This window comes from Duganella sp. 1411 (assembly GCF_017833525.1).
Lineage (GTDB): Bacteria > Pseudomonadota > Gammaproteobacteria > Burkholderiales > Burkholderiaceae_D > Rugamonas.
Window position 1 is genome coordinate 1,024,810 of record NZ_JAFICD010000002.1, and the last position, 21,905, is coordinate 1,046,714.

The following is a 21,905-nucleotide window of genomic DNA, read 5'->3' on the forward strand; positions in this document are numbered from 1 at the left end:
CCGCGTTGCACATGCCGCCCCTGTCACGTCGAACCCGGCGTGACAGGGGCGGTTTTGCTTCCGCCCCGGATTAGTAACCGACCGTGTTGGTGTAGGCGAACAGGCTGGTGCCATAGCTGCCGCCCCACTCGTAGCCATAACGGCGTTCGGGCTCGACATTCATGATGTCGTATTGCTTGCCGGTGCCCGGAGGGTTATCGGTCGGCAGGCGGCCGCTGAAGAAGCCGGTATCGGCGTTCAGATCGTAGAAGCGGTACCACGTGGTCGAACCCGCCTGGGTGATGAACGGCGAGGTGTTGGTCGCCTTGGAATTGGTCTTTTCGTAGGCGGTGTTTTCCAGTTTGACCTGGCTGCTCTTGTACCAGGCGATCGCCGCCTTGGCCGATGCCGCGATCGCTGCCGTCTGCGGCCGGGTCATCAGGAACGCCACGATCTGGGCCGACTCCTTGCCGCTCTTCGACGGCAGCTCGTACGAGCGCGCGCCGCGCGGGGCGAAGTTGACCGGATCGTGCTGCGCGCACCACACCGTCTTGACGCCGTTTTGCACAATCTGCGCATTGAGGATGTAGCCCACCGCCAGATTGATCGCGTTGGTCATGCGGGTGCGCTGCGCGGCGGTGAAGAAGTCGCCGGTGAACGGCGCTTTCTGCTGCGCGGCATGGTCGAGCAGGACCAGCGCGCGCACCATCGCGTTGTCGTTGAAGGTGACGTAATTGGAATACGAGGTGCCGGTACGCGCCGGATACACTTGCGGGAAGCCGCCCGATGAATATTGCATGTTCAGGATGAAATCCATCGCACGGCGCGCGCTGTCGCGGTAGGCCACGGTGCCGCTGCGCGCGTACACGTTCCCGAGGAACATGATTTCAGTGACCGTGCCGTCGTTGTCGATGGTACCTAGTTCGACCCCATTGGCGCCGAACCACTCGGAGCGGCTGGCGGTGCCGTTCCACGGCGCGCCGTACCAGGCCGGCAGCTTGTAGAAACCGCCATGCGGCATCTGCCACGAGACGATGTTGGTGGCCTTGGTCTTGTCGGCGGCCAGCGCGGCGGCCGTGTCGCTGTTGGTGCTCAGCCAGCTTTTATAGCGTTCGATTTCCTTGTATGCCGGATTGCCCGTCTGGTTCAGCACGGGATCGGCGGTGGCCGCGTTCACGCTGATGGTCGCGGCGGTGCTAAGCGAATTGGCGGGGACGTCGGCGGAACCGCCGCCGCCGCATCCGGCCAGGGCCGTTCCGGCCAATAGAAACGTCACTAAATACTTATTGGTTGTCATACGTATCTCCGTCATAGTTGTTTTTAAAAGAACAGGTGCAGCAAACCGATGCTAGCCCTTATATCTTTTGAAAACATTGCAGCAGAGATACGGTTGCCAACACACTCAGTAAAATGATCGATTGTGCGTTTAGTGCAACGGATGACCGCTTCTTACAAAAACACGTTGCCCATGCCAATTGCGCCGTCATCCTTGACCAGCTAGGCAGCGGCACGACACGCTTCCATCATTTTCGCGAAAAGGTTGGCACAGACGACATGTGCGTCGCGCCACAGGACGTCCTGTCGCCATCGTAAGCGACCGCCTTACTCCTGACGGTGTGGGGCGCACTTCCGCTGGCAACTATACAATTCTGATGACTGTTGACGGGACGAGCACTTATCACCCACGACAACGACCACCTTTCCAATCAGGACACAATGCTCAACGCTACTGTTGAGAACCTTCCCTCCATGCGATGGCAGCAGCGACATCGAAGCGGAAGACATAAGAACGTTGTGCTTTCATCGCGCTGAACAGCTCGCCTAGCAATCGGGTGCGCCAGACTCTGCAGCGACGCACAGAGTCCGAAGTCGCCGCATATTACGAGATTGGGCAAAGGCTATATGGATGAGATCAGTACGGCGCCGCAGGCGGTTTTGTCGCCGTGGTATGCCACGGTCTTCCCATGATGTTTGCGATCGCTGGAAGCCACTTGGATTGCAAAGGAGCCTTTGCATTGAGGGCAAACGGTCATGTCGCCATGCACGGCGATAGGTTTGCCGAGCGCTGTGAAATCGCTGCAAGCGGAGGTGACCTTTCCACCATGAGAGGTTGAGTCACCAAGTCGGATTACGCCGCGACCTTCGCTATTTCTCATAATTTATGCCTTGCCATTAAATTTCCATTAGTGGGACCTTGTATCAAAGTCTCCGCAGCGACGACATCGAACTCAGCGTGAACCTATCCATTCCAGGTTTTTCTGCCATTTTCAATCTATCCAGTCACGAAGTATTTGGACAAGATCTTGTTTTGTCGCACGCTTAGCCTTCAAAATATTCGTAAGCTCCTCCCTGCTGACGGGGTATTCAGTCATCAGCTTAGATAACTCAGCACTGTCTATTGTGCGTAACCAAATTGGATCGATGCCATTTCCATCAACAGGTACAGACTTGAAATCGCCTTTAAAGTGGAAATAGACATGGTAGGTACTATGCCCCTCGGCCCAGCTTTTATCGTAATACAATACCGTTCCAGTCGGCAGTAATGAGTAGTTATTCTGTTTCTCTCCCTCGATGAGAAGAGGTTCTTCTAATCGAAATGCTTTTTTATCACTCATCTTAATAACTCCTTTTTCTGAAAGTAAAAAGCCAAAAGTTGCAGCCATGATTGCAACTAGAACATGCGGCACAATCGAAGAAATTTTCATTTTAGCCCTTTCCCGTAGACTTCAACTTTCTTTGGGACATACTTCTTTTCTGTCTCCAACATCGCTTGCACGTCGGCAGGCATAAATATCTTAGAAGGCCAAGCTCCGAAATTCGTTCCACGGGCGGCAACTTTCTCCAAATTACCCATTCCATTTCCCACATTGTAAGCTGAGCTGTTAGCATCAATTCCAGGTAGCGCCACACGCGCCCCCGAAAGCGACATCGTCGCACAGTTATTGGATATCCCATGATAGTCTTGGGCGAGCTTGTATTCCTCCGAATTTGGATGTTTCGATCGCCGCTTAGTCGCCCCAGCAATTATAGAAGAGTAATGGGCGAAAACTTTTTCAGCTTGCTCTGTTGTTATGTTGTAAGAAAAACCTTTTGTAGTACGGCCATACGAATTCTCGCCAGAAATATAGGAGTTAAAGTCCGTCCACACACGAAGAATTCCCTCTCCCTCTGCGCTAAAATCTCCACCAGTTTTGCCATAGCGACCAAAATCATAAATTCGCTCCTCTTTCGATGTCATCACTCGTAAAGCCATATGCCCATAAGTATGCATCCCATCAAGAGCTTTATACGGACCACCAACAAGAAGTTCGACCGTAGGCGATATCAACTGAATAGTCGTAAGTTTTTCCGCTGGAATTTTGATGCCTTCTTTGAGTTTTTCTGGCGTCTGCTCTGTCTTGGTCATGTTGACTCCAACTCAAACCGATACTTCGCTACTTTGGCCCAAATCGGGGAATTCCAACTTGCAGTGTCCTGGCACTATGGATTCAACTCTCGCTAGCCCCTGAGAATCAAGGTTGCCCTCATGAATGCCGCCCTCTGCATCAGTTAGTCGATATCGCTCCCCGCTTACAGGGGTGGCACCATCGATCAAAGCGATCTCGATCCAGGTTTTCTCAGTAAGTAATTTCGACAGCTCCGGAAACTCACGGTGAAGGTTCGAAGAGGCTGCTCGTGGACCAAAAGTCCGGTGAGCACTTGCATGCATCTCATGCTCCCCATTCGTCTGGCCCCTTATGCCCTGTGCATCTATTACGATTTCACTGCCGCCGCCGCTGATGCGCACCCCCTGCTTCGATCGTATGTTTATCCAATCGCTTGCGCTGATGATGTCAAGCACTCGCTTCGCGAGAAGTTCCATTCCTTCGCTCTGTGCCTGTACTTGAACTCTGCCAGCCGCGGAGATGAGCTTTGCGCCACCTTCGTTAGCGAATAGACTTATTCCACTGGCAGCACGAATTGACGTCATGCCTGAAGATCCAATACGAGCATGAGCTCCGCTCAGAATGTCTACGCCCTTCAATCCATCTAAGAGCAGAGCTTGGCCACTACCGACGAAAGTTCCATCAGGGCCAAAGACGGCAACAACTTGTGCCGCCTGCTTTTCCAGATGTGCTAATTTGCTGATTAGTTCCGTTGCCTGAGACCCGTCTGAGGGATCTTGCGAATGAGTCGCGGCGAGCTTGGAAAGTTGATCAGCAATTTTTTGCAGGCTTTGGACCAAGCTGTTCATTTCACCCCGGTCGAGATGTGGACCGTCTTGCTGAGAAGACTCTGCAGTAACGAGTACCCCACCGACTCCTCGAACGGCAACCCCCATGTCACTACGTAACTCAGCGCCTTCGCCACGCGGTTCGCCCCGCCCATGCGTTTTCGGTTTGGTAAGCGACCCTAAATTCAATTGGCTGGAGCCATGATCACTCGATAGCTGCGCGCTGATCTCACCTTGCGTGTCATCAAATCGCAGTTGATTCCCGCGACTGCCTTTCACTTCCCGACTTTTGATGCCAGAAAGGTAGCGGTTGCCTGGCAAATCCCCAAGGTTGCTCAACGCCGGCGGCTGCGCCTGCTGGTTGTACAACTGTCCCACGATCACCGGCTTGTCCGGGTCACCGCCCAGGAAGTTGACCAGCACCTCCGTCCCCACGCGCGGCAGGCCGACCGTGCCGCACTGATCCACACTCCCCGGCCCATTGCCCGCCCAGTTCGACGCCACCCTCACCCAGGCTGAATCGCTGTCGTCACCGGCCGCGCCGGAACCGTCCGCATGTTGGTGATCGGGCGCCCGCGTGCCGGGGAAGCGGATCTTCACCCTGCCCATCTGGTCGCAATACACCTCCTCGCCCTTCGGCCCGACGACGATCGCGCTTTGCATCAGCGCCTGCGGCAGATCGGTGCGCGCGTCGTACGCCGGCACGATCTTCACGCCGCGCCGCACCGCAGTAAACTGGATGTGCATGCGCAGCGCGCCCGACGCCATCCGCTCCGCCACCTCCTTGCGCAGCTGCGGCTCGTGCACGTCCTGCGTCCAGCGGCTGCGCGAGAACATGCGTTCCACACGTTCGGCCAGCGCCTTGGGCAGGTTGTTCTGCGCGTCCACCTGCAAGGCCGTGACGACGAAATCGCGTTCTTGGGCCGGATGCTGGTCCACCTCCGGGTGCCCGGTCAGCGTGAAGTACTCGCCCGCGCACAGATCGCGCACGCTGCCTTCGCCATGAAAACACTTCGATTCGAAATCATGGCGCGTCATGTGCAGCCGGCCCAGGCGGCACAGGTCATCGACGTCGTCGCCCGCGTGCGGCATCATCACCTGGTAGTCGTCCAGGCTTGCGGCCAGGTCGTTGCCGCACACGCCCTGATCGACGCCGCTGGTGGCCTGCGCCATCATGTAGTCCGGCCCCTGCGAATAGCGGTAGTCCCAGCTGTGCCGCGTCACCACGCCCGGCTGCAGCGTGCGCACCGCGCCCCAGGAGGTGATCGTGTCGCGCTCCTCGGTGGCGGCGTCGCGGTGGTAGCGGATGGTGCCGGCGGCGTTCTGGCGCAGGCTCTCGGCGTCGTTGAACAGCACCAGCGTGTGCATCGGCCCTTCGCCATTGGCCTCGGCCCGCACGTACCAGCCGATGCCGCTGCGCTTGAGCAGGCGGCGGATGAAGGCGGCGTCCGATTCGTTGTGCTGCATCGTGAATTCGCGCTGCGGGTATTTGCGCAGATGAAAAACCTCGTCCACCTCGTCGCGGAAGCAGACGCCCAGCGTGGAGCTCTTTTGCCGCCATTCGCGCAGGATCTGGCGGACGATCTCCACTTCGTCCATCTGACGGAACACGCGCGTGTTGATGCGCTTTTCCAGGACGGCCAGCGCGTCGCGCAGCACCAGCTGGTAGCTGGCCAGGCCGCCGTCGCTGTCGCCGGAACTGGCTTCGGTGACGATGCCGCAGACGCTGCGCAGGCCGCCCTGGTCGGTGACGAATTGCAGCGCGGCCGGCACCGCGATCAGCTGCTTCAAGGCCAGGTTGGCGTTGGACGACACGCACAGGACGCGGTAGTCGATGCCGCCGCACAGCGTCTCGGTGCCGAACACGCGCTGCGGCAGCAGCATGTCGTCGTTGACGCCGCCCGGCAGGTCGAGCTTGAGCCGGATCGGCCGGTTGAAGGTGACCAGCTCCTTGGGCATGCTCATGAAGCTGAAAAAATCGTTATCGCTTTCCACGGTTACTCCTCTGAGACACAGCGGGTGCATCAAACGCGCAAGGCAAGAAGATCATCGACAGGTGGATAATGACGAGGCTCGGTCCCATCGTGGCATCAATCGCGTACCACGCGCCAGCGATGCCTGATAGCACCGATGAACCGCCCGGAATGTCGATCATGTCATACCGTAAGGATGGTATTTTTGAGCTATAGCAAGGCATTTACCGCTTGCTAGATTGGAGAGACTGGAGAGGAGGCTTGACAGCCAGCCATGTCACAAGGAGTGCGCCACGTTTATCGAAGCGGCGCGATTGCAAGTTGGGGAGAACGATGCCGTTCTCCCCGCCCGTGCGGTGTTTCTACAAAAACACGTTACCCATGCCAATCGCGCCGTCATCCTTGACCAGCTCGTAGCAGCGGCACGACACCGCTTCCAGTCCGGCCGCATCGAGGATCTCGATATTGCCCCGGCTGTAGGAAATCAGTTTTTGGTTCTGCAAGGCGCTGGCGGCCTTGGTGACGCCGACCCGGCGCACCCCCAGCGCATGCGCCAGGAACTCGTGCGTCAGGTGGAATTTCTCCGATTGCAGCCGGTCGCGGGTGATCAGCAGCGAGCGCGCCAGGCGCGCCTCCAGCACGTGGAAGCGGCTGCACACGGCGATCTGGATCGCCTGCGCCAGCAAGGTGTCGGTGTAGCGGTACAACAGCCGCTGCAGCGACTCCATGCGCGCGAACTCGGTGGCGAACTCAACCGCGTCCATGCGCATGGCGCGGCCGGCGCGCTGCACCACCGCGCGCACCTGGGCCATTTCGTGACCGAGCACCACCGAGGCACCGATCATGCCCTCGCGCCCGACGGCGCCCACCTCCAGCGTCATGCGGCCCTCGGCCACCGCCAGCAGCGAGATCAGACTGTCGATCGGGAAGTAAATGTAACGGATGGTCTGGCCGGGTTCGTACAGCACGTCCCCGACTTCAACCCTGACAGTCTCGCCAAGTTTGGCGAGCTGGGCTTGCTCATCCTCTGGCAAGCTGGACAGTAAGCGGTTGACCACCGTTCGTGGCTGGCTCCTGTCTTCTTCGGATAGGTGTAAGAGATGGGTATGCATGAATCCAGCGTAAGGGTAATCATTTACCATGTATGTACGCTGACGCACGGAAGCTAAACATGTCCTATAGGAAAATTCCGCGCGTAATACAAGCAAACAACACGGTAAAAAAGGACACCGCTATGACTATGCCAAACACCCCCAACAAACAGACTTTGCACCCGCTGATGATCATCGCCGCCGTCGCGGTGGTGTTGTTCTGCGGCGTGGGCACGGCCGCCATCATGGGCTGGCTGCCGACCTCGAACGCCAACGGCAGCCTGCCCGGCGCGGCGCCGCTGCCAGGCCAGCTGTCGTCGGTGCCGCCGCCGGCGCAACCGCCGGCCGGCGCCGCCTATAACGGCAACAACGGCGCCAACAACCTCGCCGCCAACGACGCCCGCGACAACGCCGGCCTCGACCGCAACCAGGACCGCGCGCCGGAACCGGAAGCCAAACAGGCGCCGGCCGTCTGCAAGAGTTGCGGCGTGATCGCGTCGGTGCGCGCCATCGAGCACCGCCCGCAAGGCAGCGGCGTCGGCGCGGCCGGCGGCGCCATCCTGGGAGGCTTGCTGGGCAACCAGGTCGGCAGCGGCCACGGCCGTCAACTGGCGACGGTGGCCGGCGCGGTCGGCGGCGCGGTGGCCGGCAACCAGGTCGAAACCCACATGAAAACCACGCAAACCTGGCGCATCGTGGTGCGCATGGACAACGGCACCACCCGCACCTTCAACCAGTCGGCGCAGCCGGCGTGGCGCTCCGGCGACGCGGTGCGCGTGGTCAACGGCCAGTTGCGCTCGGCCGAATGATGTCAAGTTGAAAAATTATTCGCTGAAATCGGTCTTGCGTACGGCACCGTACAGAAGCTTAAGCTGGTTTTAATGATAATGGTACCCAAGATACGAACAACAGTTCGACATCGCCTTCGATGCCCACCGTGGACGTCGCAATAACAACTTGAGGAGAGAATCATGCTCTATACCATCGCTGTAGTTCTGCTTATCCTGTGGCTGCTGGGCCTGGTCACTTCGTACACCATCGGTGGCTTCATTCACGTGCTGCTGGTCGTCGCGATCATCATGATTCTGCTGCGCCTGATTAGCGGACGCGGCGTGTAGCACACACCGCGAACTGATCACGGCGGCGCCCCACCCTCGCGGTGGGGCGCCGCTTTTTCGTTTATGCTGTGCGCAGGCTTTTCCAGGGAGTGAGTATGAAACGTATTTTGATCGAGCTGGCCCTGTTGTCCATGGCCGCCGCCGGCGCGCAGGCGCAAACCATCAAGCCGGGCCTGTGGGAACTGAATAACAAGGTCAAGACCGGCGATATCCAGACCGACGCCGCCCTTGAGATGGCGATGCGGCAGCTGGCCACCATGCCGGCCGCGCAGCGCGCGCAGATGGAGGCGATGCTGGGGCAGAACGGCGTGTCGATGCCCAAGGCCGGGGGCGACGGCGCCATCAGCGTGACCGCGTGCGTGACGCCGGAAATGGCGGCCAGAAAGGAACTGCCGTTGAACCAGAAGGGCAATTGCACGTCGAAGAGCGTGCCGGCGGCGGGCGGGCTGGACGTGTCGTTCAGCTGCACCAATCCGACCTCCAGCGGCCAGGGCCAGATCCGCTTCAGCGACGACAGCCATTACACGATGACGATGGACGTCAACACCGAGGCGACCGGCTCGGCGCAAAAGGTGCATGTCGATTCGACCGGGCGCTGGGTTTCGGCCAGTTGCCCGGCCAGGCCGCAGGGTTGAGCCGGGTGGCGGGCTATTGGCTGTCCGAGAACGCCATGTAGCGCTCGCGCGCCAGCGTGGCGATCGGCCCGATCGGCAACTCGCGCGTTTCATAGCGGATGCACGGCATGACCTTGCCGTAGTTGCCGGTGTTGAAGATCTCGGTGGCGCTCTCGAGCTCCTCCGGCAGCACCGCGCGCTGCTCGACGATGATGCCCTCCTCCGCCAGCAACGCGATCACGCGCGCGCGGGTGATGCCGGACAGGAAAGTGCCGTTGGCCGCCGGCGTCACCACCTTGGCCTCGGGCGTGACGAAGAACAGGTTGGCCGACGCGAACTCGGCCACCTTGCCGGCGCTGTCGCAGACGACGGCGTTGTCGAAGCCGCGCTTTTGCGCCTCGCGAATGGCCTTGGCGGTGTTGACGTACAGCGACGAGGCCTTGGCGTCGGTCGGCGCCATCAAGGGGTCCGGGCGCAGTTGCGCCGACAGGCAGGCGCTAAAACCGGTGAACGCCGGCATCGGCGCGTCGAACAAGGTCAGCGCGAAAGCGCTTTTCTCGGGCACCGGGATCAGGAAGCCGTCGGTGCCGAACACCAGCGGCCGCACGTACAGCTCGGCGTCGGCCGGGAAGCGCGCCACGCCTTCGCGCACCAGGCGCTCCATCTCGTCGACGCTCAACGGACAGGCCAGGCCCACCCGCTCGGCCGAGGTGATGACGCGCTGCAAATGCAGGCGCAGGTCCGGCAGGTGGCCGCGTATGGCGCGCGCGCCGTCGAATACGGACGAGCCGAGCCAAACGCTGTGGTCCATCGCGCCGAACAGTGGAGTGTTGCCCTCGGCCCAGTCGCCGTTGAAGTAGGTCAGATGCATGCTTGTTCCGAAATCAGAGAAACAAGCAATTTAGCACGTTTGCGCCGGCCGCCTCAGAATGCGTGCCGCATGCCGATGTTGAGCGCGCGGTCGCCCCGCCCCTGGTTGCTGGCGTTGCCGACCGAGTAGGCGCCGCCGTTGCGGTTCTTGATCTTGGCCAGCGCGGCATAGAAGTCGGTGCGCTTTGAGAGCGCGTAACTGGCGCCGATGGCGATCTGGTCGGCGTCGCGGTTGGCCAGCGTGCGGTCGTCCTTGCGGATGTACGAGGCCAGGAAGGTGGTCGCGCCCATCGGCACGGCGACGCCGAACAGCACGTCGCGGCTCTTATCGGTCGGCAAGGTCTGGGCCACCGCGCCATAGGGGTTGGACATGTCCCAGTGCTGGCTGCCCTCACCACGGCTCTGGCCGAACGCGGCGTAGCCGGTGAAGCGGCCGAAGTCGACATTGGCGGCCACCAGCGTGTTGCGGGCCGACTGGTCGACCGCCGGCGTGGTGCCGGTGGCGTCGAGCAGGTTGTCCTTGCGCTGATGGGTGATGCCGATCTTGAGCGCGCCATTTTCATATCCCAGGCTGCCGCCGTATGCGCGGTTGACCTTGCTGTTGAACGGCGACTCGCCAAAACTGTACTGCACCGCACCAATCAGGCCGCTGCGGGCGCGCTTGGTCTTGTATTTGATGGTGTTGTCGTAGCGCTTGGACGTGTAGCCGACCAGGTTGGCCGCGCTGCCGGCCATGCCGCCATGGAACGGGTCGGCCACATCGGTCAGCGTCTCGTAGACCAGGTTGTATTGCCGCCCCAGGGTCACCAGCCCCAGCGGGCCGTCGATGCCGACATAGGCTTGCCGGTTGAACAGTTTGCCGCTTTGCTCCGACGCGCCGGTGTCGTTCAGTACGCCGGCCTCGAGCGTGTAGACCGCCGAGGTGCCGCGCCCCAGGTCCTCGCGCCCGCGCACGCCCAGGCGCGAGCCGGAAGCGATTCCGCTGTCGACCTTGGTGCGCGCGCAGTCGCCTTTGCAGCCCCGTTCGGCCACGACGCCGGCGTCCAGCAAGCCGTAGACCTCGACCGAGGACGACTCTTGCGCTGTCGCGGCCAGCGGCAGGATCAGGGACAGCGCGGTAACGAGAAGGTTCGGTTTCATGATGAGCTTGGAACTTGAGTAAATTGTTAAGTTCATCATAGGCCGCCGGGGGGCATGGCTCTGTGCGGCTTAACACGTTTACGTCAAATTCTTCTCGACTTTGGTTTATAGTGGGTTTTCATTATGTGAGAGGCCCGCGCCATGCATGTTGAATACGCCAGCAAACGTTGCTCCCCCGACCAGGCCCTGGAGTTGCTCAAGGACGGCGACACCATCATCGTGCCGACCGGCGCCGGCGAGCCGCCCGCGCTGCTGCACGCGCTGTCGGCCCGCCGCACCGGCTTGCGCGACGTCAAGGTGGCGCAAATCCTCGCCATGCGCAAATACGGCTACTTCGACTGCGACACGGTCGACCATGTGCGCCACGTGGCGCTGTTCTTCGGCGGCGCCTCGCGCGCGGCCGGACAGGCCGGCTGGGCGGATTTCATCCCGGCCTATTTCTCCGAGCTGCCCGGCCTGATCCAGCGGGGGCTGGTGCCGGCCGACGTGGTGTTCTCGATGGCGTCGCCGATGGACGAGCACGGCAACTTCGCGCTCAGCCTGGCGGCCGACTACACGATGGCGGCGATCCGCAAGGCGCGCGTGGTGGTGCTGGAGGTCAATCCGAACGTGCCGGTGGCGCACGGCGACTGCATCGTCCACCTGTCGCAGGTGACGGCGCTGGTTGAAAGCGACGAGGCGGTGATCGAGGTCGGCCTGCCGGCCATCGGCGCCGTGCAGCAGGCGATCGGCAAGCTGGTGGCCGACATGATCGAGGACGGCTCGACCTTGCAGATCGGCTACGGCGGCATTCCGGACGCCGTGGTCCAGCAGCTGACGGCCAAGCGCGACCTCGGCGTGCACACCGAAATGATCGGCGACGGCATCCTCAAGCTGGTCGAATGCGGCGCCGTCAACAACAGCCGCAAGACCTTCATGCCCGGCAAGATGGTGGCCACGTTCGCGCTGGGCTCGCGCCGGCTGTACGACTTCATGCACCGCAATCCGATGCTGGAAATGCATCCGGTCAGCTTCACCAACGATCCCTACCTGGCCGGCCAGAACGACAAGCTGGTCGCCATCAACGCCAGCCTGCAGGTCGATTTGCTGGGGCAATGCGGCTCGGAAAGCCTGGCCCACCTGCCCTATTCCGGCACCGGCGGCCAGGTCGACTTCGTGCGCGCGGCCAACCGCTCCAACGGCGGCAAGGCCTTCATCGTGCTGCCGTCGACCGCCAAGGACGGCGCCATCTCGCGCATCGTGCCGATGCTCACGCCCGGCACGCACGTGACCACCGGCAAGAACGACGTCAACTACGTCGTCACCGAACACGGCGTGGCGCAATTGCGCGGCAAATCGGCGCGCCAGCGGGCCGAGGCGCTGATCGGCATCGCCCATCCGGACTTCCGCGCCGAGCTGCGCGAGGCGGCCAAACGAATCTTGCTATGCTGAACAGGGGAATTTCCTGACAGATAGAAATATGTACGGCAGCGTACATACCGCGTCATGTTGAGTGGATATACTGCATTTTTTAGTCAAAACTGCGGTAAGTCCGCCCATCCGCATGCTCGAAATTTTACAACGCATCAACGCAGACAGCACCGACATCGGCCCGATGGTCGAGCTGTTCGACACGCTGCGCCCCAAGCACCCACGCGACGGCGCCCGCGCCACCGCCAACGTGCGCACGCTGGCCCAGTTGCTCAAGGGCAGCCCCGCGCACGCGCTGGCGCTGCGCGGCTACGCCTGCAGCCTGCTGTCGAGCCGCCGCCATTCCAGCCTGTACACGGAAATCGGCGTGCTGTCGAACGACGGCTTTTTCACCGAACTCAAACGCCGCATCGCCTTCCGCATCCTGCCGCCGGCGCTGGGCGACGACTACCTGAGCGAGGCGCTCGACCAGGTGATCTACAAGCGCACCGACCGGCTGTGGATTGGCGCCGTCCCCGCCGCCGACTGGCTCGCTTTGGTCGACGTGGTCTGCAACCCGCCCGACCGGCGCGCGGCCGGCCGCGGCGACGCCACCACGCGCTGCGCCCCCAACCTGATGCTGCCGGGGCTGCTCGAAGCGATACGCACGCTGTCCTACCGCATCTGCGCGATCGGCCTGGAACCCAAGCTGACCAATTTCCACACCGAGATGGAGACCTACGAATCGCCGTTCATGGGGCAGAATGTCGAGGTCAACGCCTACCTGGACAATTACCGCCGCAAGCTCGCCGGCGAGGACGTCGAGGTGGAGGACGCGCGCCACCTGCTGGTGATGCTGGACCAGTGCGACGTGGTGGTCGGCAAGATCCGCAAAAAGGCGCTGCACCAGGGCACCAGCATCGCGCTGACCTACCTGCTGGTGGCGCTCACGCAAAGCATCGCCCGGCTGCGCAAGCTGCTGTTCCTGGTCGACGTCAGCGGCGAGCTGGAACCCGGGACGCCGGCGCCGGCGGCGCTGCTGTCGGCGCCCGAGCGCTTGCAGCCGCAACACCCGCAAGCGGCCGGCCAGGAGGGGCCGCCGAGTCCGCGCCGCGCGGCCGCCGTCGGCCTGGCGCTGGAACTGGTCGACGCCCACAACAACAAGTACGCCGTCAGCGACCTGCTGCGCGACAACGTCGACCTGCTGGCGCGCAACGTCACCGAGAACGCCAGCCACACCGGCGAGCATTACGTGGCCGACCACCGCAAGGAGCTGGCCGGCATGTTCATGTCGTCGGCCGGCGCCGGCGTCATCATCGGCTTCATGGCGCTGTTCAAGATCTTGATGTCCTACCTGCGCGCCGCGCCGCTGGTCGAGACCTTTTTGTTCAGCATGAACTACTCGCTCGGCTTCATGTTCATCCACGTGCTGCACTTCACGGTGGCCACCAAGCAACCGGCGATGACGGCCTCGCGCATCGCCGCCGGGCTGCACAGCAAGGACGGCCGCAACATCGACCTGGACAGCATGGCCGAGCTGTGCAACAAGGTCATCCGCACGCAAAACATGGCGGTGCTGGGCAACCTGGCCACCGCCATCCCGACCGCGTGGCTGATCGCCATCGCCTGGCCGCACCTGACCGGCCACCACCTGGTCACGCCGGACAAGGCCATGCACCTGCTGGCCGACATCGACCCGATCCACGGCCCGGCGCTGGTGTACGCGGCCATCGCCGGCGTCTGCCTGTTCGTCGCCGGCCTGATCTCGGGCTACTACGACAACAAGGCGCTGTACACGCGCTGGGCGCAACGCATCGCGCAACTGCGCGGCCTGCGCTGGCTGCTGGGGCCGGAGCGCCTGAACCGTTTCGGCGTGTACATGGAAAACAACCTCGGCGGCCTGATGGGCAACTTCTTCTTCGGCATCCTGCTCGGCGTCATGCCGCTGCTGGGCTTCCTGCTCGGCATGCCGCTCGACATCCGCCACGTGACGTTCTCGTCGGCCAACTTCGCCACCGCCATGGTCGGGCTCGACTACAACGTCAGCTGGCAGCTGGTGGCGACGTCGGTGGCCGGTTTCGTGCTGATCGGCTCGGTCAACCTGCTGGTCAGCTTCGGCCTGGCGCTGTGGGTGGCGCTGCGCTCGCGCCAGGTGCGCTTCAAGCACGGCTGGCAGTTGATGAAGGCGCTGGGACGCAGGTTTATGCAAGGGCCGGTGTCATTCTTTTTCGGCTCGGCGGCGGAAGAGGCGGCGCCGTTGGCGCTGTCCGATGAATCGAAACTACCCCTAAAGGCAAACAGATGAAATCCTCAAGCATGCGTATCTGGCTTCCCATGTTCCTGATGTGCTGGGGCTTGCTGGGCGCATGCGCCTCGCTGCCGGACGTGGCCACCATGGGCGACAAGCTCGAACCGGCGGCCACGCCCAGCGTCAAGGGCAAGAACGGCGAGGTCAGCCCGGCGCGCACCAAGGCGCTGCTGGCCAAGCGCTGGCCCAAGGGCTCGCTCGACATGCAAGCCCAGGCGGCGCTGGAGGAAGCGGCCACCGGCGTGCCCCTAATCGACGGCAACAAATGCACCCTGCTGTTCGACGGCCCGCAGACGATGGGCGAGATGCTCAAGGCCATCAACGGCGCGCGCAACAACATCAACCTGGAGACCTACATCTTCGACCAGGACGAGCTGGGGCTGCAGTTCGCCGACGCGCTGATCGCCAAGCGGCTGGCGGGCCTGACGGTCAACATCCTGTACGACAGCGTCGGCACGCTCGGCGTGCCGGCCGAATTTTTCGACCGCATGCGCAAGGCCGGCATCAACCTGCTCGAATACAACCCGGTCAACCCGGCCAAGGTCAAGGGCGACGACTGGAAGGTCAACAACCGCGACCACAGGAAGGTCTTGATCGTCGACGGCAAGACCGCCTTCACCGGCGGCATCAACATCAGCGCCGACTACTCCAAGGGATCGCTGTTCCGCTCCAGTTCGAAGCAAGCCAAGAGCAAGGACGACGTCGGCTGGCGCGACACCCACATCAAGGTGGAGGGACCGGCGGTGCAAGCGTTCCAATGGCTGTTCGTGCGGCAATGGGCGACGCAGGACCGCAGCGACCTGCCGGAGGCGGACTACTTCCCGCAACCGGTGATCGCCGGCGACAAGGTGGTGCGGGTGCTGGCGAGCGACCCGGGCGGGCATTTTGAAATCTTCAAGGCCTACAGCCTGGCGATCCAGGAAGCGAAAAAGAGCATCCACCTGACGTCGGCGTATTTCGTGCCTGACCGTCAAACCATCGACGCGCTGATCGCCGCGGCCAAGCGCGGGGTGGACGTGCGGATCATGCTGCCGGGCGTGTCCGACAGCGGGCTGGTGTTCCACGCCAGCCACGCGCTGTACGACGAGCTGCTATCGAACGGCATCAAGATCTACCACCTCAAGCTGGCGGTCCTGCACGCCAAGACCGCCGTCATCGACGGCACCTGGTCGACGGTCGGCTCGACCAACATCGACACGCGCAGCTTCCTGCACAACAGCGAGCTCAACGTGGTAGTACTGGGCGCCGCGTTCGGCACCGAGATGGAAAGGGCATTCCAGGAAGACGTGCGCGACTCCAAGCAGATCACGCTGGAGGACTGGCGCAACCGGCCGCTGACGGACCGCATGAAGGAATGGGCGGCCCGCATCATGAACTACTGGCTCTAAACTCCGGGGTCAAGTCTAACATTTCTACACGTGCTCATCTTTGGCGGGCATGAAATGGGCGCTGGAAGCCCAGCTCATGTAGGAATGTTAGACTTGACCCCAATTAGAAACCGGATCAGGCTTTGGCGGCGAGGTGCCAGGCTTCGCCGATGCGACGGAAGCTTTCCGTGAGCACGCGCTCGAAGCTGGCCGTGCCGTCCACCCAGCTGTAACGGTCGACCTCGATCTGCTCGGCGTCCACCCGTATCACGTTGAACGAGTTCGATTCCCCCCGCCCGCGCGTGGACGTGGCCGTGCCGGCCTGCACCACCAGCGCCGCGTAGCCGCTGAGCTTGTAGCGCTCGGCGCTGTTGCCGGCGTGGCTGGAGTGTAAGTGCCCCGCCAGCAGCAAGTCCACGCCGCATTCGGAAAACGCCCGCATCGCCATCGGCGCGCGGTCCACCAGGTCGTCCTTGTCGAACTTCTCCGGCAAGTCGAACGGGTGGTGCGTGACGATGATGCGCGTCAGGTTGGGATTGACCGCGCTCATGCGCTGGCGCATCTGCGCCACCTGCTCCTCGTTGATGCGGCCGTCCTTGAACGTTAGCGAACGCGCCGTGTTGATGCCGAGGATGGCGATCTCGTCGTCGATGTATTCCGGCGCCAGGTCCAACGTTACGTAGCGCGTGTATTTGCGCAGCGGCGTCAGAAACCGCGTGGCGACGTTGTACAAGGGGATATCGTGGTTGCCCGGCACCACGATCTGCGGCCCCGGCAAGGTGTCGAGGAAGGCGCGCGCGGCCTTGAACTCCTCGGTCTTGGCGCGCTGCGTCAGGTCGCCGGAGACGACCACCACATCCGGCGCCAGCCTGGTCGTGAGCTCCCGCAACGGCGCCAGCAAGGCCTGGTCGACCCGGCCGAAGTGCAGATCCGACAAATGGACGATGGTTCGCATGCTCCCCTCCTACGTGGCCGGCGCGGCGGGCACGATCACCCGCAACGCCGCGGCCCTGGAACGATAGCATAACGGCGGCGCCATCACTGTCACCTCGCCGTCCGTGGCGACCCGCATTTTCCGGTGGCGCGTTTCGATCACCAGCTCGGTGGCCGACAGCACGTCGAAGTCCTTGGCCTCGGACAGCCGGCCGAACAAGGCGTGGATGGCGTAGCGCAGCAGGCCCAACCGCGTCGGCTTTTGCGCCACATATAAATACATCTTGCCGCTGTCGAGCCGCTCGCGCTCGCCCATGGTCAAGCCTTGCATGTATTCGTTGTTGCCGATGAAGACGAACGGCGTGCGCCGCGAATGCTCCGCGCCGTTGATCTTGAGCCGCACGCTCATGAACGGAAAGCGCCGCGCCGCGACGAACACCGCGCGCGCGAACGCGTGCCACTTGCTGCGCCCCAGATGCTTTTGCTGATGCTCGCGGTCGCGCACGATGTCCGGATAGATGCCCAGGCTGGAGTTGTTGAGGAAGATGCGGCCGTTGACCTCGCCGACGTCGACCGGCGCGGCCTCGCCCCGCACGGCGTTGGCGACGGCCTGGTCCAGTTCCAGCGGGATGTTCAAGTCCTTGGCGAAGTGGTTCAGCGTGCCCAGCGGCAGCACGCCCAGGCTGGTGGTGCTGCCCACCAGCGCGGACGCGACGGCGTTGATGGTGCCGTCGCCGCCGCCGGCCACCACCACCGGCGCGCCCTCGGCCACGGCCCGCTTGGCGCGCGCGATCATTTCCTCGCCGCTCTTGGCCAGCGTTATGTCGGCTTCGACGCCTTGGGCGCGGAATTTTTCCGCCAGCGCTGCGGACCAGCCGCCGCAGTAACCCTGCCCGGCGCTAGCGTTGACGATGACTACGATACTGTTCAGCGCGTTCCCCTTGGTTCGTTAGATAAGCTCCTCGCCTCGCGCCGACGGCGCAGGGTGGAGATGGCGGTGATGCAGATCGTCAGCCACGCCGCGCTGCCCGCCATGCCGGCGAGCACATCGCTCAGATAGTGCGCGCCCAGATAGACGCGGCTGAAGGCCACCAACAGTACCATTACTGTACAGGCCGCCGCTGTGCCCAAGCGCACACTCCAGCCGCGCCGCGCGATCATCACATAGCTTGCCAACAGCCCGTAGAACAGGGTGGCGGCCGAGGCGTGCCCGCTGGGGAAGCTGTACGTCATCAAAGTAACCAGCGGTTGCTCGAACTCGGGCCGGCTGCGTTGGAACACGTACTTGAGCAGCACGTTCAGCAGCATGCCGCCGGGCACGCCCAGCAGCAACGCCCACAGCCAGTAGACCTGCCCCCGCCGCCACAGATACCAGCCCAGCGCCGCCACCATCAGGATCACGCCGACCATCATGTGCACGGTCGACACCGCCATCATGAAGCTGGTCATCGGCTCGAAGTGGTTGGCGTTGAACCAGTTGGCGATGCGCAGGTCGAGCACGGTGATCGCCTCCTGCCCCATCACGGCGGACGCCAGGTGGCCGAAAATCGAGACCGACAACACCATCAGCAGCACGCCGACGGTCAGGTGCAGGCCGAATTCGCCGCCCGGCGACAGTCTTGCTTCGATGAAACGCATGGATTTGCTGAAAATTTGGTGCTCCCGCATGGATGACCGTGGAAGTTGACGTAGAAACCACGAAAACGACGAATTTACTGTTTATTTACACAGTACCTGTTTATTCATACAGTAGTTATGCTATTCTGAACTCCTCGTTAAACGCTTCTCCCAAAAGGAAATGTCATGACAACAGTTAATAACAGCTTCAGCTCCCGCTTCGGCCTGGAATATATGCCTACTTCCTTCCTGGTCCGCATGGGCAAACGCGAATTGCTGGTGTGCCGTGATTTCCGCAAGCGCTACTACGCGGTCAACCCGGTCATCGAATGCGACACCGGCGTGCAAGCCGGCCACCTGGAGGTATTGCTGTGCCGCCGCTGGCTGCTGATCCTGTCGAAGGCGCACTAATGGTTGCCGGTGCCAGTTGCCCGATCCAGTCGCAAGACAGGCCGGCAGATGCCGCGACCTCGCTCGCGCTCCTCACCTGGATCTGGCAACTGGCGAGCCGACATCAACCAGATGCGTCTTGCCGTGGCGCCGATGCGGAACGCGATCAGCCCCCGTTCGATACGCAGTAATGAGCAACAACATTGACGCCATGAAGCTATGTTAAGGGGTTTTGCCCCTGTCGCAAGGGCGCGCGCTGTTGCTTTAACGACTTTCTAAGCTATTTTCCAAGCTTTTTACGCGCCCCGCGACGCCTGCTCGCATTGCGCGCGCAGAAAGTCCCGCAGTTGCAGCACCGTCGGCGTGATCTGCGAGCGGTGCATGCACAGCATGTTCAGCGGCGTCGGTTCGCCCAGCACGTCCGGCATCAGGATGCGCAGGCGCCCGGCGCGCAGATCCTCACTGAGGTCCAGCCGCGACTTGTAGGCCACGCCCAGTCCCGCCACCGCCCAGCGCCGCACCACGTCGGCGTCGTCGGCGCTGCGGTTGCCGTTGACGTGGATGGCCACCGGCTCGCCGTCGGCGCCCGGATAAAAACACCAGCGCTCATGCACCACGTCCTCCAGCACGAAGCGCAGGCAGTTGTGGCGCGTCAGCTCCTTCAGCTCGCTCAACCCGCCGTGCTGTGCGATGTAATCGGGCGAGGCGACCAGCACACGGCGGTTGTCCGGCGCCAGCGGCAATGCGATCAGGCTGGAATCCTCCTGGCGGCCGTAGCGGATGGCGATATCGACCGGCTGCCGGTACATGTCCGCCACCCGGTCGCTGATGCTGAGCTGGAAGCCGACCTTCGGATAGCGCGCCTGGAACTGGTCCAGCCAGCCGACCAGCATATTGCGCCCCAAATCCGACGGCATCGAGATCTTCAACGTCCCGCCCAGGCTCTCCTGGCCCTGGATCAGCGCGTCGTGACCATCCTTCAACAAGCGCAGCGCCTCGCGCGCGTGCCGCAGATAATGCTCGCCCTCCTCCGTCAGCCTCAGCGAGCGCGTGGTGCGGGCGAACAGCCGCAGCCCCAGCTCCCGTTCCAGCCGCTTGACGCCGGCGCTGGCCAGCGCGGGGGAAATCTCCAGCTCGCGCGCGGCGGCCGACAGGCTGCCACGGTCGGCGGTACGGACAAAAACGGTCAAGTCATCAAGTCGCAGCATTTTCTTCTTTTTTTTGAAAGTGTTTCGCTGGAGCGCCTCTTTTTCCGCTCCACGAAATAAATGATGATACTCCCCATCTCAATACAGGAGAAGTTCATGAAAGCCGTCGCCTACCGCAAGTCCCTCCCCATCGACCATGCCGATTCCCTGATGGACATCGAACTGCCCGCGCCGCAAGCCCAGGGGCACGACCTGCTGGTCGAGGTCAAAGCCATTTCGGTCAACCCGGTCGACGTCAAGATCCGCGCCAACGTCGCCCCGGCCGACGGCGACGCCAAAGTCATCGGCTGGGACGCGGCCGGCGTTGTCAAGGCGGTCGGTCCGGACGTGACCCTGTTCAAGCCGGGCGACGAAGTCTGGTACGCGGGCGCGCTCAACCGGCCGGGCACCAACAGCGAGCTGCATCTGGTGGACGAGCGCATCGTCGGCCACAAGCCGAAAAACCTCGACTTCGCCAAGGCGGCGGCGTTGCCGCTGACGGCGATCACCGCCTGGGAATTGCTGTTCGAACGTTTGGAAGTGAGCCGCGACAAGGCCGCGCAGGGCAAATCGCTGCTGGTGATCGGCGCGGCCGGCGGCGTCGGTTCGATCCTGGTGCAGCTGGCGCGCCAGCTGACCGGCCTGACGATCATCGGCACCGCCTCGCGCCCGGACACGGCGGCATGGGTGACGGAGCTGGGCGCCCACCACGTGATCGACCACAGCAAGCCCCTGAACGAGGAAATCGCCCGCCTCGGCCTGCCGCCGGTGACCTATGTCGCCAGCCTGAACCAAACCGACCACCACTGGAGCGCGATCGCCGAACTGGTCGCGCCGCAAGGCAAGGTGGCGCTAATCGACGATCCGGCCGCGATCGACGTGCGCCTGCTCAAGCGCAAGAGCGTGTCGCTGCACTGGGAATTCATGTTCACCCGCTCGATGTTCGAGACGGCCGACATCCAGAAGCAGCATCAACTGCTGAACGACGTGGCCAGCCTGGTCGACACCGGCGTGCTCAAGACAACACTGGCCGAACGGTTCGGCACGATCAACGCCGCCAACCTGAAGCGGGCGCACGCACTGCTCGAAAGTAATCGCGCCAAGGGCAAGATCGTGCTGGAAGGGTTTTAAGAGGCGACCCCGGCGGCGGCCCGCTCGCGCTCGTACGTCTGCTGGGCCCGCAGCACGGCCAGCACCGCGCTGTCATGCGCCACCAGCGCCTCCTGCATGGTGCTGGCCGATACGCAAGAGCTTTCCAGCACCTGCAGGAAGGTCGCCTGCCGCCGCTTGAGCCGTTGCGACTGGTAGCCGAGCTGCTCGAACATGCGGCCCACGTCGATGCAATAGCCGCGCAGTTCCCACATGGTTTTCTTGGTCACCTCGATATCGTCACGCATGCTGTGGTCGACGTCGATCAGTTCCAGGTGCGCCGGCCCGTCGTTGCCGAAGGTGCGTATCGCCGGCAGCCACTGCTCGAATTTGCTGGCGATACGGCGTATCCGCACGATTTTCTGGTCGAGCGTGCGGCAGTAGTGCCAGCACAGCAAGCACACCGGCAGGCGCGCGACGAAGCGTGGCAGGCCGACCGTGTTCAACGTGTTCTCGAGTTTTTTAACGGCGGCGATAAGGCGCCGCGTGCTGTCGCCGATGGGCAGTGGGGGCATAATGGAGCTCCTGTATTTGGTTCAGGAGCTACATTAGCCGCCGCGTCAAGCG

The 21,905-nt window shown here is 62.5% G+C and carries 22 protein-coding genes; 8 read left to right on the plus strand and 14 right to left on the minus strand.

Features of this window, described 5'->3' with window-relative positions:
* Positions 1-70 precede the first annotated feature (70 nt).
* The 7 genes from pelA to JOD97_RS16185 form a co-directional block, all read right to left on the minus strand.
* A complete protein-coding gene (pelA, locus tag JOD97_RS16160) occupies positions 71-1,276 on the minus strand; it encodes a pectate lyase (protein ID WP_209719745.1) in 1,206 nt (401 codons plus the stop codon).
* 226 nt (positions 1,277-1,502) lie between these two features.
* Positions 1,503-1,661, minus strand: a complete 159-nt coding sequence (locus JOD97_RS33265; RefSeq protein WP_373999878.1) for a PAAR domain-containing protein — start codon at positions 1,659-1,661, stop codon at positions 1,503-1,505.
* Positions 1,662-1,877: 216 nt separating this feature from the next.
* Positions 1,878-2,135, minus strand: a complete 258-nt coding sequence (locus JOD97_RS16165) for a PAAR domain-containing protein (RefSeq protein ID WP_209719748.1) — start codon at positions 2,133-2,135, stop codon at positions 1,878-1,880.
* 111 nt (positions 2,136-2,246) lie between these two features.
* Positions 2,247-2,684, minus strand: a complete 438-nt coding sequence (locus JOD97_RS16170) for a hypothetical protein (protein ID WP_209719751.1) — start codon at positions 2,682-2,684, stop codon at positions 2,247-2,249.
* On the minus strand, positions 2,681-3,385 hold the full coding sequence (locus JOD97_RS16175) for a hypothetical protein (protein ID WP_209719754.1): 705 nt from the start codon (positions 3,383-3,385) through the stop codon (positions 2,681-2,683). The genes JOD97_RS16170 and JOD97_RS16175 overlap by 4 nt, the downstream gene beginning before the upstream one ends.
* A 12-nt stretch (positions 3,386-3,397) precedes the next feature.
* Entirely contained in the window at positions 3,398-6,187 is a 2,790-nt protein-coding gene (locus tag JOD97_RS16180) for a type VI secretion system Vgr family protein (RefSeq protein WP_373999868.1), read from the minus strand.
* A gap of 340 nt (positions 6,188-6,527) precedes the next feature.
* A complete protein-coding gene (locus tag JOD97_RS16185) occupies positions 6,528-7,277 on the minus strand; it encodes a Crp/Fnr family transcriptional regulator (protein ID WP_209719756.1) in 750 nt (249 codons plus the stop codon).
* A gap of 122 nt (positions 7,278-7,399) precedes the next feature.
* Here JOD97_RS16185 and JOD97_RS16190 point away from each other — a divergent pair, with 122 nt between their 5' ends.
* The 3 genes from JOD97_RS16190 to JOD97_RS16200 all read left to right on the plus strand — a co-directional run bounded on the left by JOD97_RS16190 (position 7,400) and on the right by JOD97_RS16200 (position 9,009).
* The gene (locus JOD97_RS16190; protein ID WP_308937244.1) at positions 7,400-8,065 is read left to right on the plus strand and encodes a glycine zipper 2TM domain-containing protein; all 666 of its coding nucleotides are present in this window, start codon (positions 7,400-7,402) and stop codon (positions 8,063-8,065) included.
* 162 nt (positions 8,066-8,227) lie between these two features.
* A complete protein-coding gene (locus JOD97_RS16195) occupies positions 8,228-8,374 on the plus strand; it encodes a lmo0937 family membrane protein (protein WP_141749448.1) in 147 nt (48 codons plus the stop codon).
* Positions 8,375-8,469: 95 nt separating this feature from the next.
* Entirely contained in the window at positions 8,470-9,009 is a 540-nt protein-coding gene (locus JOD97_RS16200) for a DUF3617 domain-containing protein (protein ID WP_209719759.1), read from the plus strand.
* 13 nt (positions 9,010-9,022) lie between these two features.
* Here the strand turns inward: JOD97_RS16200 and JOD97_RS16205 are convergent, their stop codons facing one another.
* The gene (locus JOD97_RS16205; RefSeq protein WP_209719763.1) at positions 9,023-9,859 is read right to left on the minus strand and encodes a branched-chain amino acid aminotransferase; all 837 of its coding nucleotides are present in this window, start codon (positions 9,857-9,859) and stop codon (positions 9,023-9,025) included.
* A 53-nt stretch (positions 9,860-9,912) separates the two neighbouring features.
* Positions 9,913-10,998, minus strand: coding sequence for a porin (locus JOD97_RS16210; RefSeq protein ID WP_209719766.1), 1,086 nt, complete (start codon positions 10,996-10,998; stop codon positions 9,913-9,915).
* Between the two features lie 141 nt (positions 10,999-11,139).
* Here JOD97_RS16210 and JOD97_RS16215 point away from each other — a divergent pair, with 141 nt between their 5' ends.
* From JOD97_RS16215 to cls, 3 genes are all read left to right on the plus strand, one after another.
* Complete coding sequence (locus JOD97_RS16215) at positions 11,140-12,429, plus strand: acetyl-CoA hydrolase/transferase family protein (protein ID WP_209719769.1); 1,290 nt, start codon at positions 11,140-11,142, stop codon at positions 12,427-12,429.
* A 112-nt stretch (positions 12,430-12,541) separates the two neighbouring features.
* Positions 12,542-14,692 carry a site-specific recombinase gene (locus JOD97_RS16220; RefSeq protein ID WP_209719772.1) on the plus strand — a complete coding sequence of 717 codons (2,151 nt, stop codon included), beginning with the start codon at positions 12,542-12,544 and terminating at the stop codon, positions 14,690-14,692.
* A complete protein-coding gene (cls, locus tag JOD97_RS16225) occupies positions 14,689-16,083 on the plus strand; it encodes a cardiolipin synthase (RefSeq protein WP_229264476.1) in 1,395 nt (464 codons plus the stop codon). The genes JOD97_RS16220 and cls overlap by 4 nt, the downstream gene beginning before the upstream one ends.
* A 115-nt stretch (positions 16,084-16,198) precedes the next feature.
* Here the strand turns inward: cls and JOD97_RS16230 are convergent, their stop codons facing one another.
* From JOD97_RS16230 to JOD97_RS16240, 3 genes are read right to left on the minus strand one after another with little or no spacing between them, the layout of a single operon-like run.
* Positions 16,199-17,017, minus strand: a complete 819-nt coding sequence (locus JOD97_RS16230) for a metallophosphoesterase (RefSeq protein WP_209719775.1) — start codon at positions 17,015-17,017, stop codon at positions 16,199-16,201.
* 9 nt (positions 17,018-17,026) lie between these two features.
* Positions 17,027-17,926 (minus strand): diacylglycerol kinase family protein, encoded by a 900-nt coding sequence (locus JOD97_RS16235; protein WP_209720504.1) that lies wholly within the window; start codon positions 17,924-17,926, stop codon positions 17,027-17,029.
* Positions 17,923-18,633 (minus strand): phosphatase PAP2 family protein, encoded by a 711-nt coding sequence (locus tag JOD97_RS16240; protein ID WP_229264477.1) that lies wholly within the window; start codon positions 18,631-18,633, stop codon positions 17,923-17,925. The genes JOD97_RS16235 and JOD97_RS16240 overlap by 4 nt, the downstream gene beginning before the upstream one ends.
* A gap of 165 nt (positions 18,634-18,798) precedes the next feature.
* On the opposite strand from JOD97_RS16240, the gene JOD97_RS16245 reads away from it, so the two are divergent.
* A complete protein-coding gene (locus JOD97_RS16245; protein ID WP_209719781.1) occupies positions 18,799-19,023 on the plus strand; it encodes a hypothetical protein in 225 nt (74 codons plus the stop codon).
* A 275-nt stretch (positions 19,024-19,298) separates the two neighbouring features.
* On the opposite strand, the gene JOD97_RS16250 is transcribed toward JOD97_RS16245, so the two are convergent.
* On the minus strand, positions 19,299-20,210 hold the full coding sequence (locus JOD97_RS16250) for a LysR family transcriptional regulator (protein WP_209719784.1): 912 nt from the start codon (positions 20,208-20,210) through the stop codon (positions 19,299-19,301).
* A 96-nt stretch (positions 20,211-20,306) separates the two neighbouring features.
* Here JOD97_RS16250 and JOD97_RS16255 point away from each other — a divergent pair, with 96 nt between their 5' ends.
* Positions 20,307-21,320 carry a zinc-binding alcohol dehydrogenase family protein gene (locus JOD97_RS16255; RefSeq protein WP_209719787.1) on the plus strand — a complete coding sequence of 338 codons (1,014 nt, stop codon included), beginning with the start codon at positions 20,307-20,309 and terminating at the stop codon, positions 21,318-21,320.
* On the opposite strand, the gene JOD97_RS16260 is transcribed toward JOD97_RS16255, so the two are convergent.
* Positions 21,317-21,853, minus strand: a complete 537-nt coding sequence (locus tag JOD97_RS16260) for a hypothetical protein (RefSeq protein ID WP_209719791.1) — start codon at positions 21,851-21,853, stop codon at positions 21,317-21,319. The genes JOD97_RS16255 and JOD97_RS16260 overlap by 4 nt on opposite strands.
* Between the last annotated feature and the right edge of the window lie 52 nt (positions 21,854-21,905).

Coding starts and splice junctions, on each gene's coding strand:
- pelA (WP_209719745.1), bottom strand. CDS start 1,276: ATGACAACCAATAAGTATTTAGTGACGTTTCTATTGGCCGGAACGGCC.
- cls (WP_229264476.1), top strand. CDS start 14,689: ATGAAATCCTCAAGCATGCGTATCTGGCTTCCCATGTTCCTGATGTGC.
- JOD97_RS16185 (WP_209719756.1), bottom strand. CDS start 7,277: ATGCATACCCATCTCTTACACCTATCCGAAGAAGACAGGAGCCAGCCA.
- JOD97_RS16240 (WP_229264477.1), bottom strand. CDS start 18,633: ATGCGTTTCATCGAAGCAAGACTGTCGCCGGGCGGCGAATTCGGCCTG.
- JOD97_RS16250 (WP_209719784.1), bottom strand. CDS start 20,210: ATGCTGCGACTTGATGACTTGACCGTTTTTGTCCGTACCGCCGACCGT.
- JOD97_RS16260 (WP_209719791.1), bottom strand. CDS start 21,853: ATGCCCCCACTGCCCATCGGCGACAGCACGCGGCGCCTTATCGCCGCC.
- JOD97_RS16220 (WP_209719772.1), top strand. CDS start 12,542: ATGCTCGAAATTTTACAACGCATCAACGCAGACAGCACCGACATCGGC.
- JOD97_RS16195 (WP_141749448.1), top strand. CDS start 8,228: ATGCTCTATACCATCGCTGTAGTTCTGCTTATCCTGTGGCTGCTGGGC.
- JOD97_RS16230 (WP_209719775.1), bottom strand. CDS start 17,017: ATGCGAACCATCGTCCATTTGTCGGATCTGCACTTCGGCCGGGTCGAC.
- JOD97_RS16200 (WP_209719759.1), top strand. CDS start 8,470: ATGAAACGTATTTTGATCGAGCTGGCCCTGTTGTCCATGGCCGCCGCC.
- JOD97_RS16170 (WP_209719751.1), bottom strand. CDS start 2,684: ATGAAAATTTCTTCGATTGTGCCGCATGTTCTAGTTGCAATCATGGCT.
- JOD97_RS16165 (WP_209719748.1), bottom strand. CDS start 2,135: ATGAGAAATAGCGAAGGTCGCGGCGTAATCCGACTTGGTGACTCAACC.
- JOD97_RS16190 (WP_308937244.1), top strand. CDS start 7,400: ATGACTATGCCAAACACCCCCAACAAACAGACTTTGCACCCGCTGATG.
- JOD97_RS16215 (WP_209719769.1), top strand. CDS start 11,140: ATGCATGTTGAATACGCCAGCAAACGTTGCTCCCCCGACCAGGCCCTG.
- JOD97_RS16175 (WP_209719754.1), bottom strand. CDS start 3,385: ATGACCAAGACAGAGCAGACGCCAGAAAAACTCAAAGAAGGCATCAAA.
- JOD97_RS16210 (WP_209719766.1), bottom strand. CDS start 10,998: ATGAAACCGAACCTTCTCGTTACCGCGCTGTCCCTGATCCTGCCGCTG.
- JOD97_RS16205 (WP_209719763.1), bottom strand. CDS start 9,859: ATGCATCTGACCTACTTCAACGGCGACTGGGCCGAGGGCAACACTCCA.
- JOD97_RS16255 (WP_209719787.1), top strand. CDS start 20,307: ATGAAAGCCGTCGCCTACCGCAAGTCCCTCCCCATCGACCATGCCGAT.
- JOD97_RS16245 (WP_209719781.1), top strand. CDS start 18,799: ATGACAACAGTTAATAACAGCTTCAGCTCCCGCTTCGGCCTGGAATAT.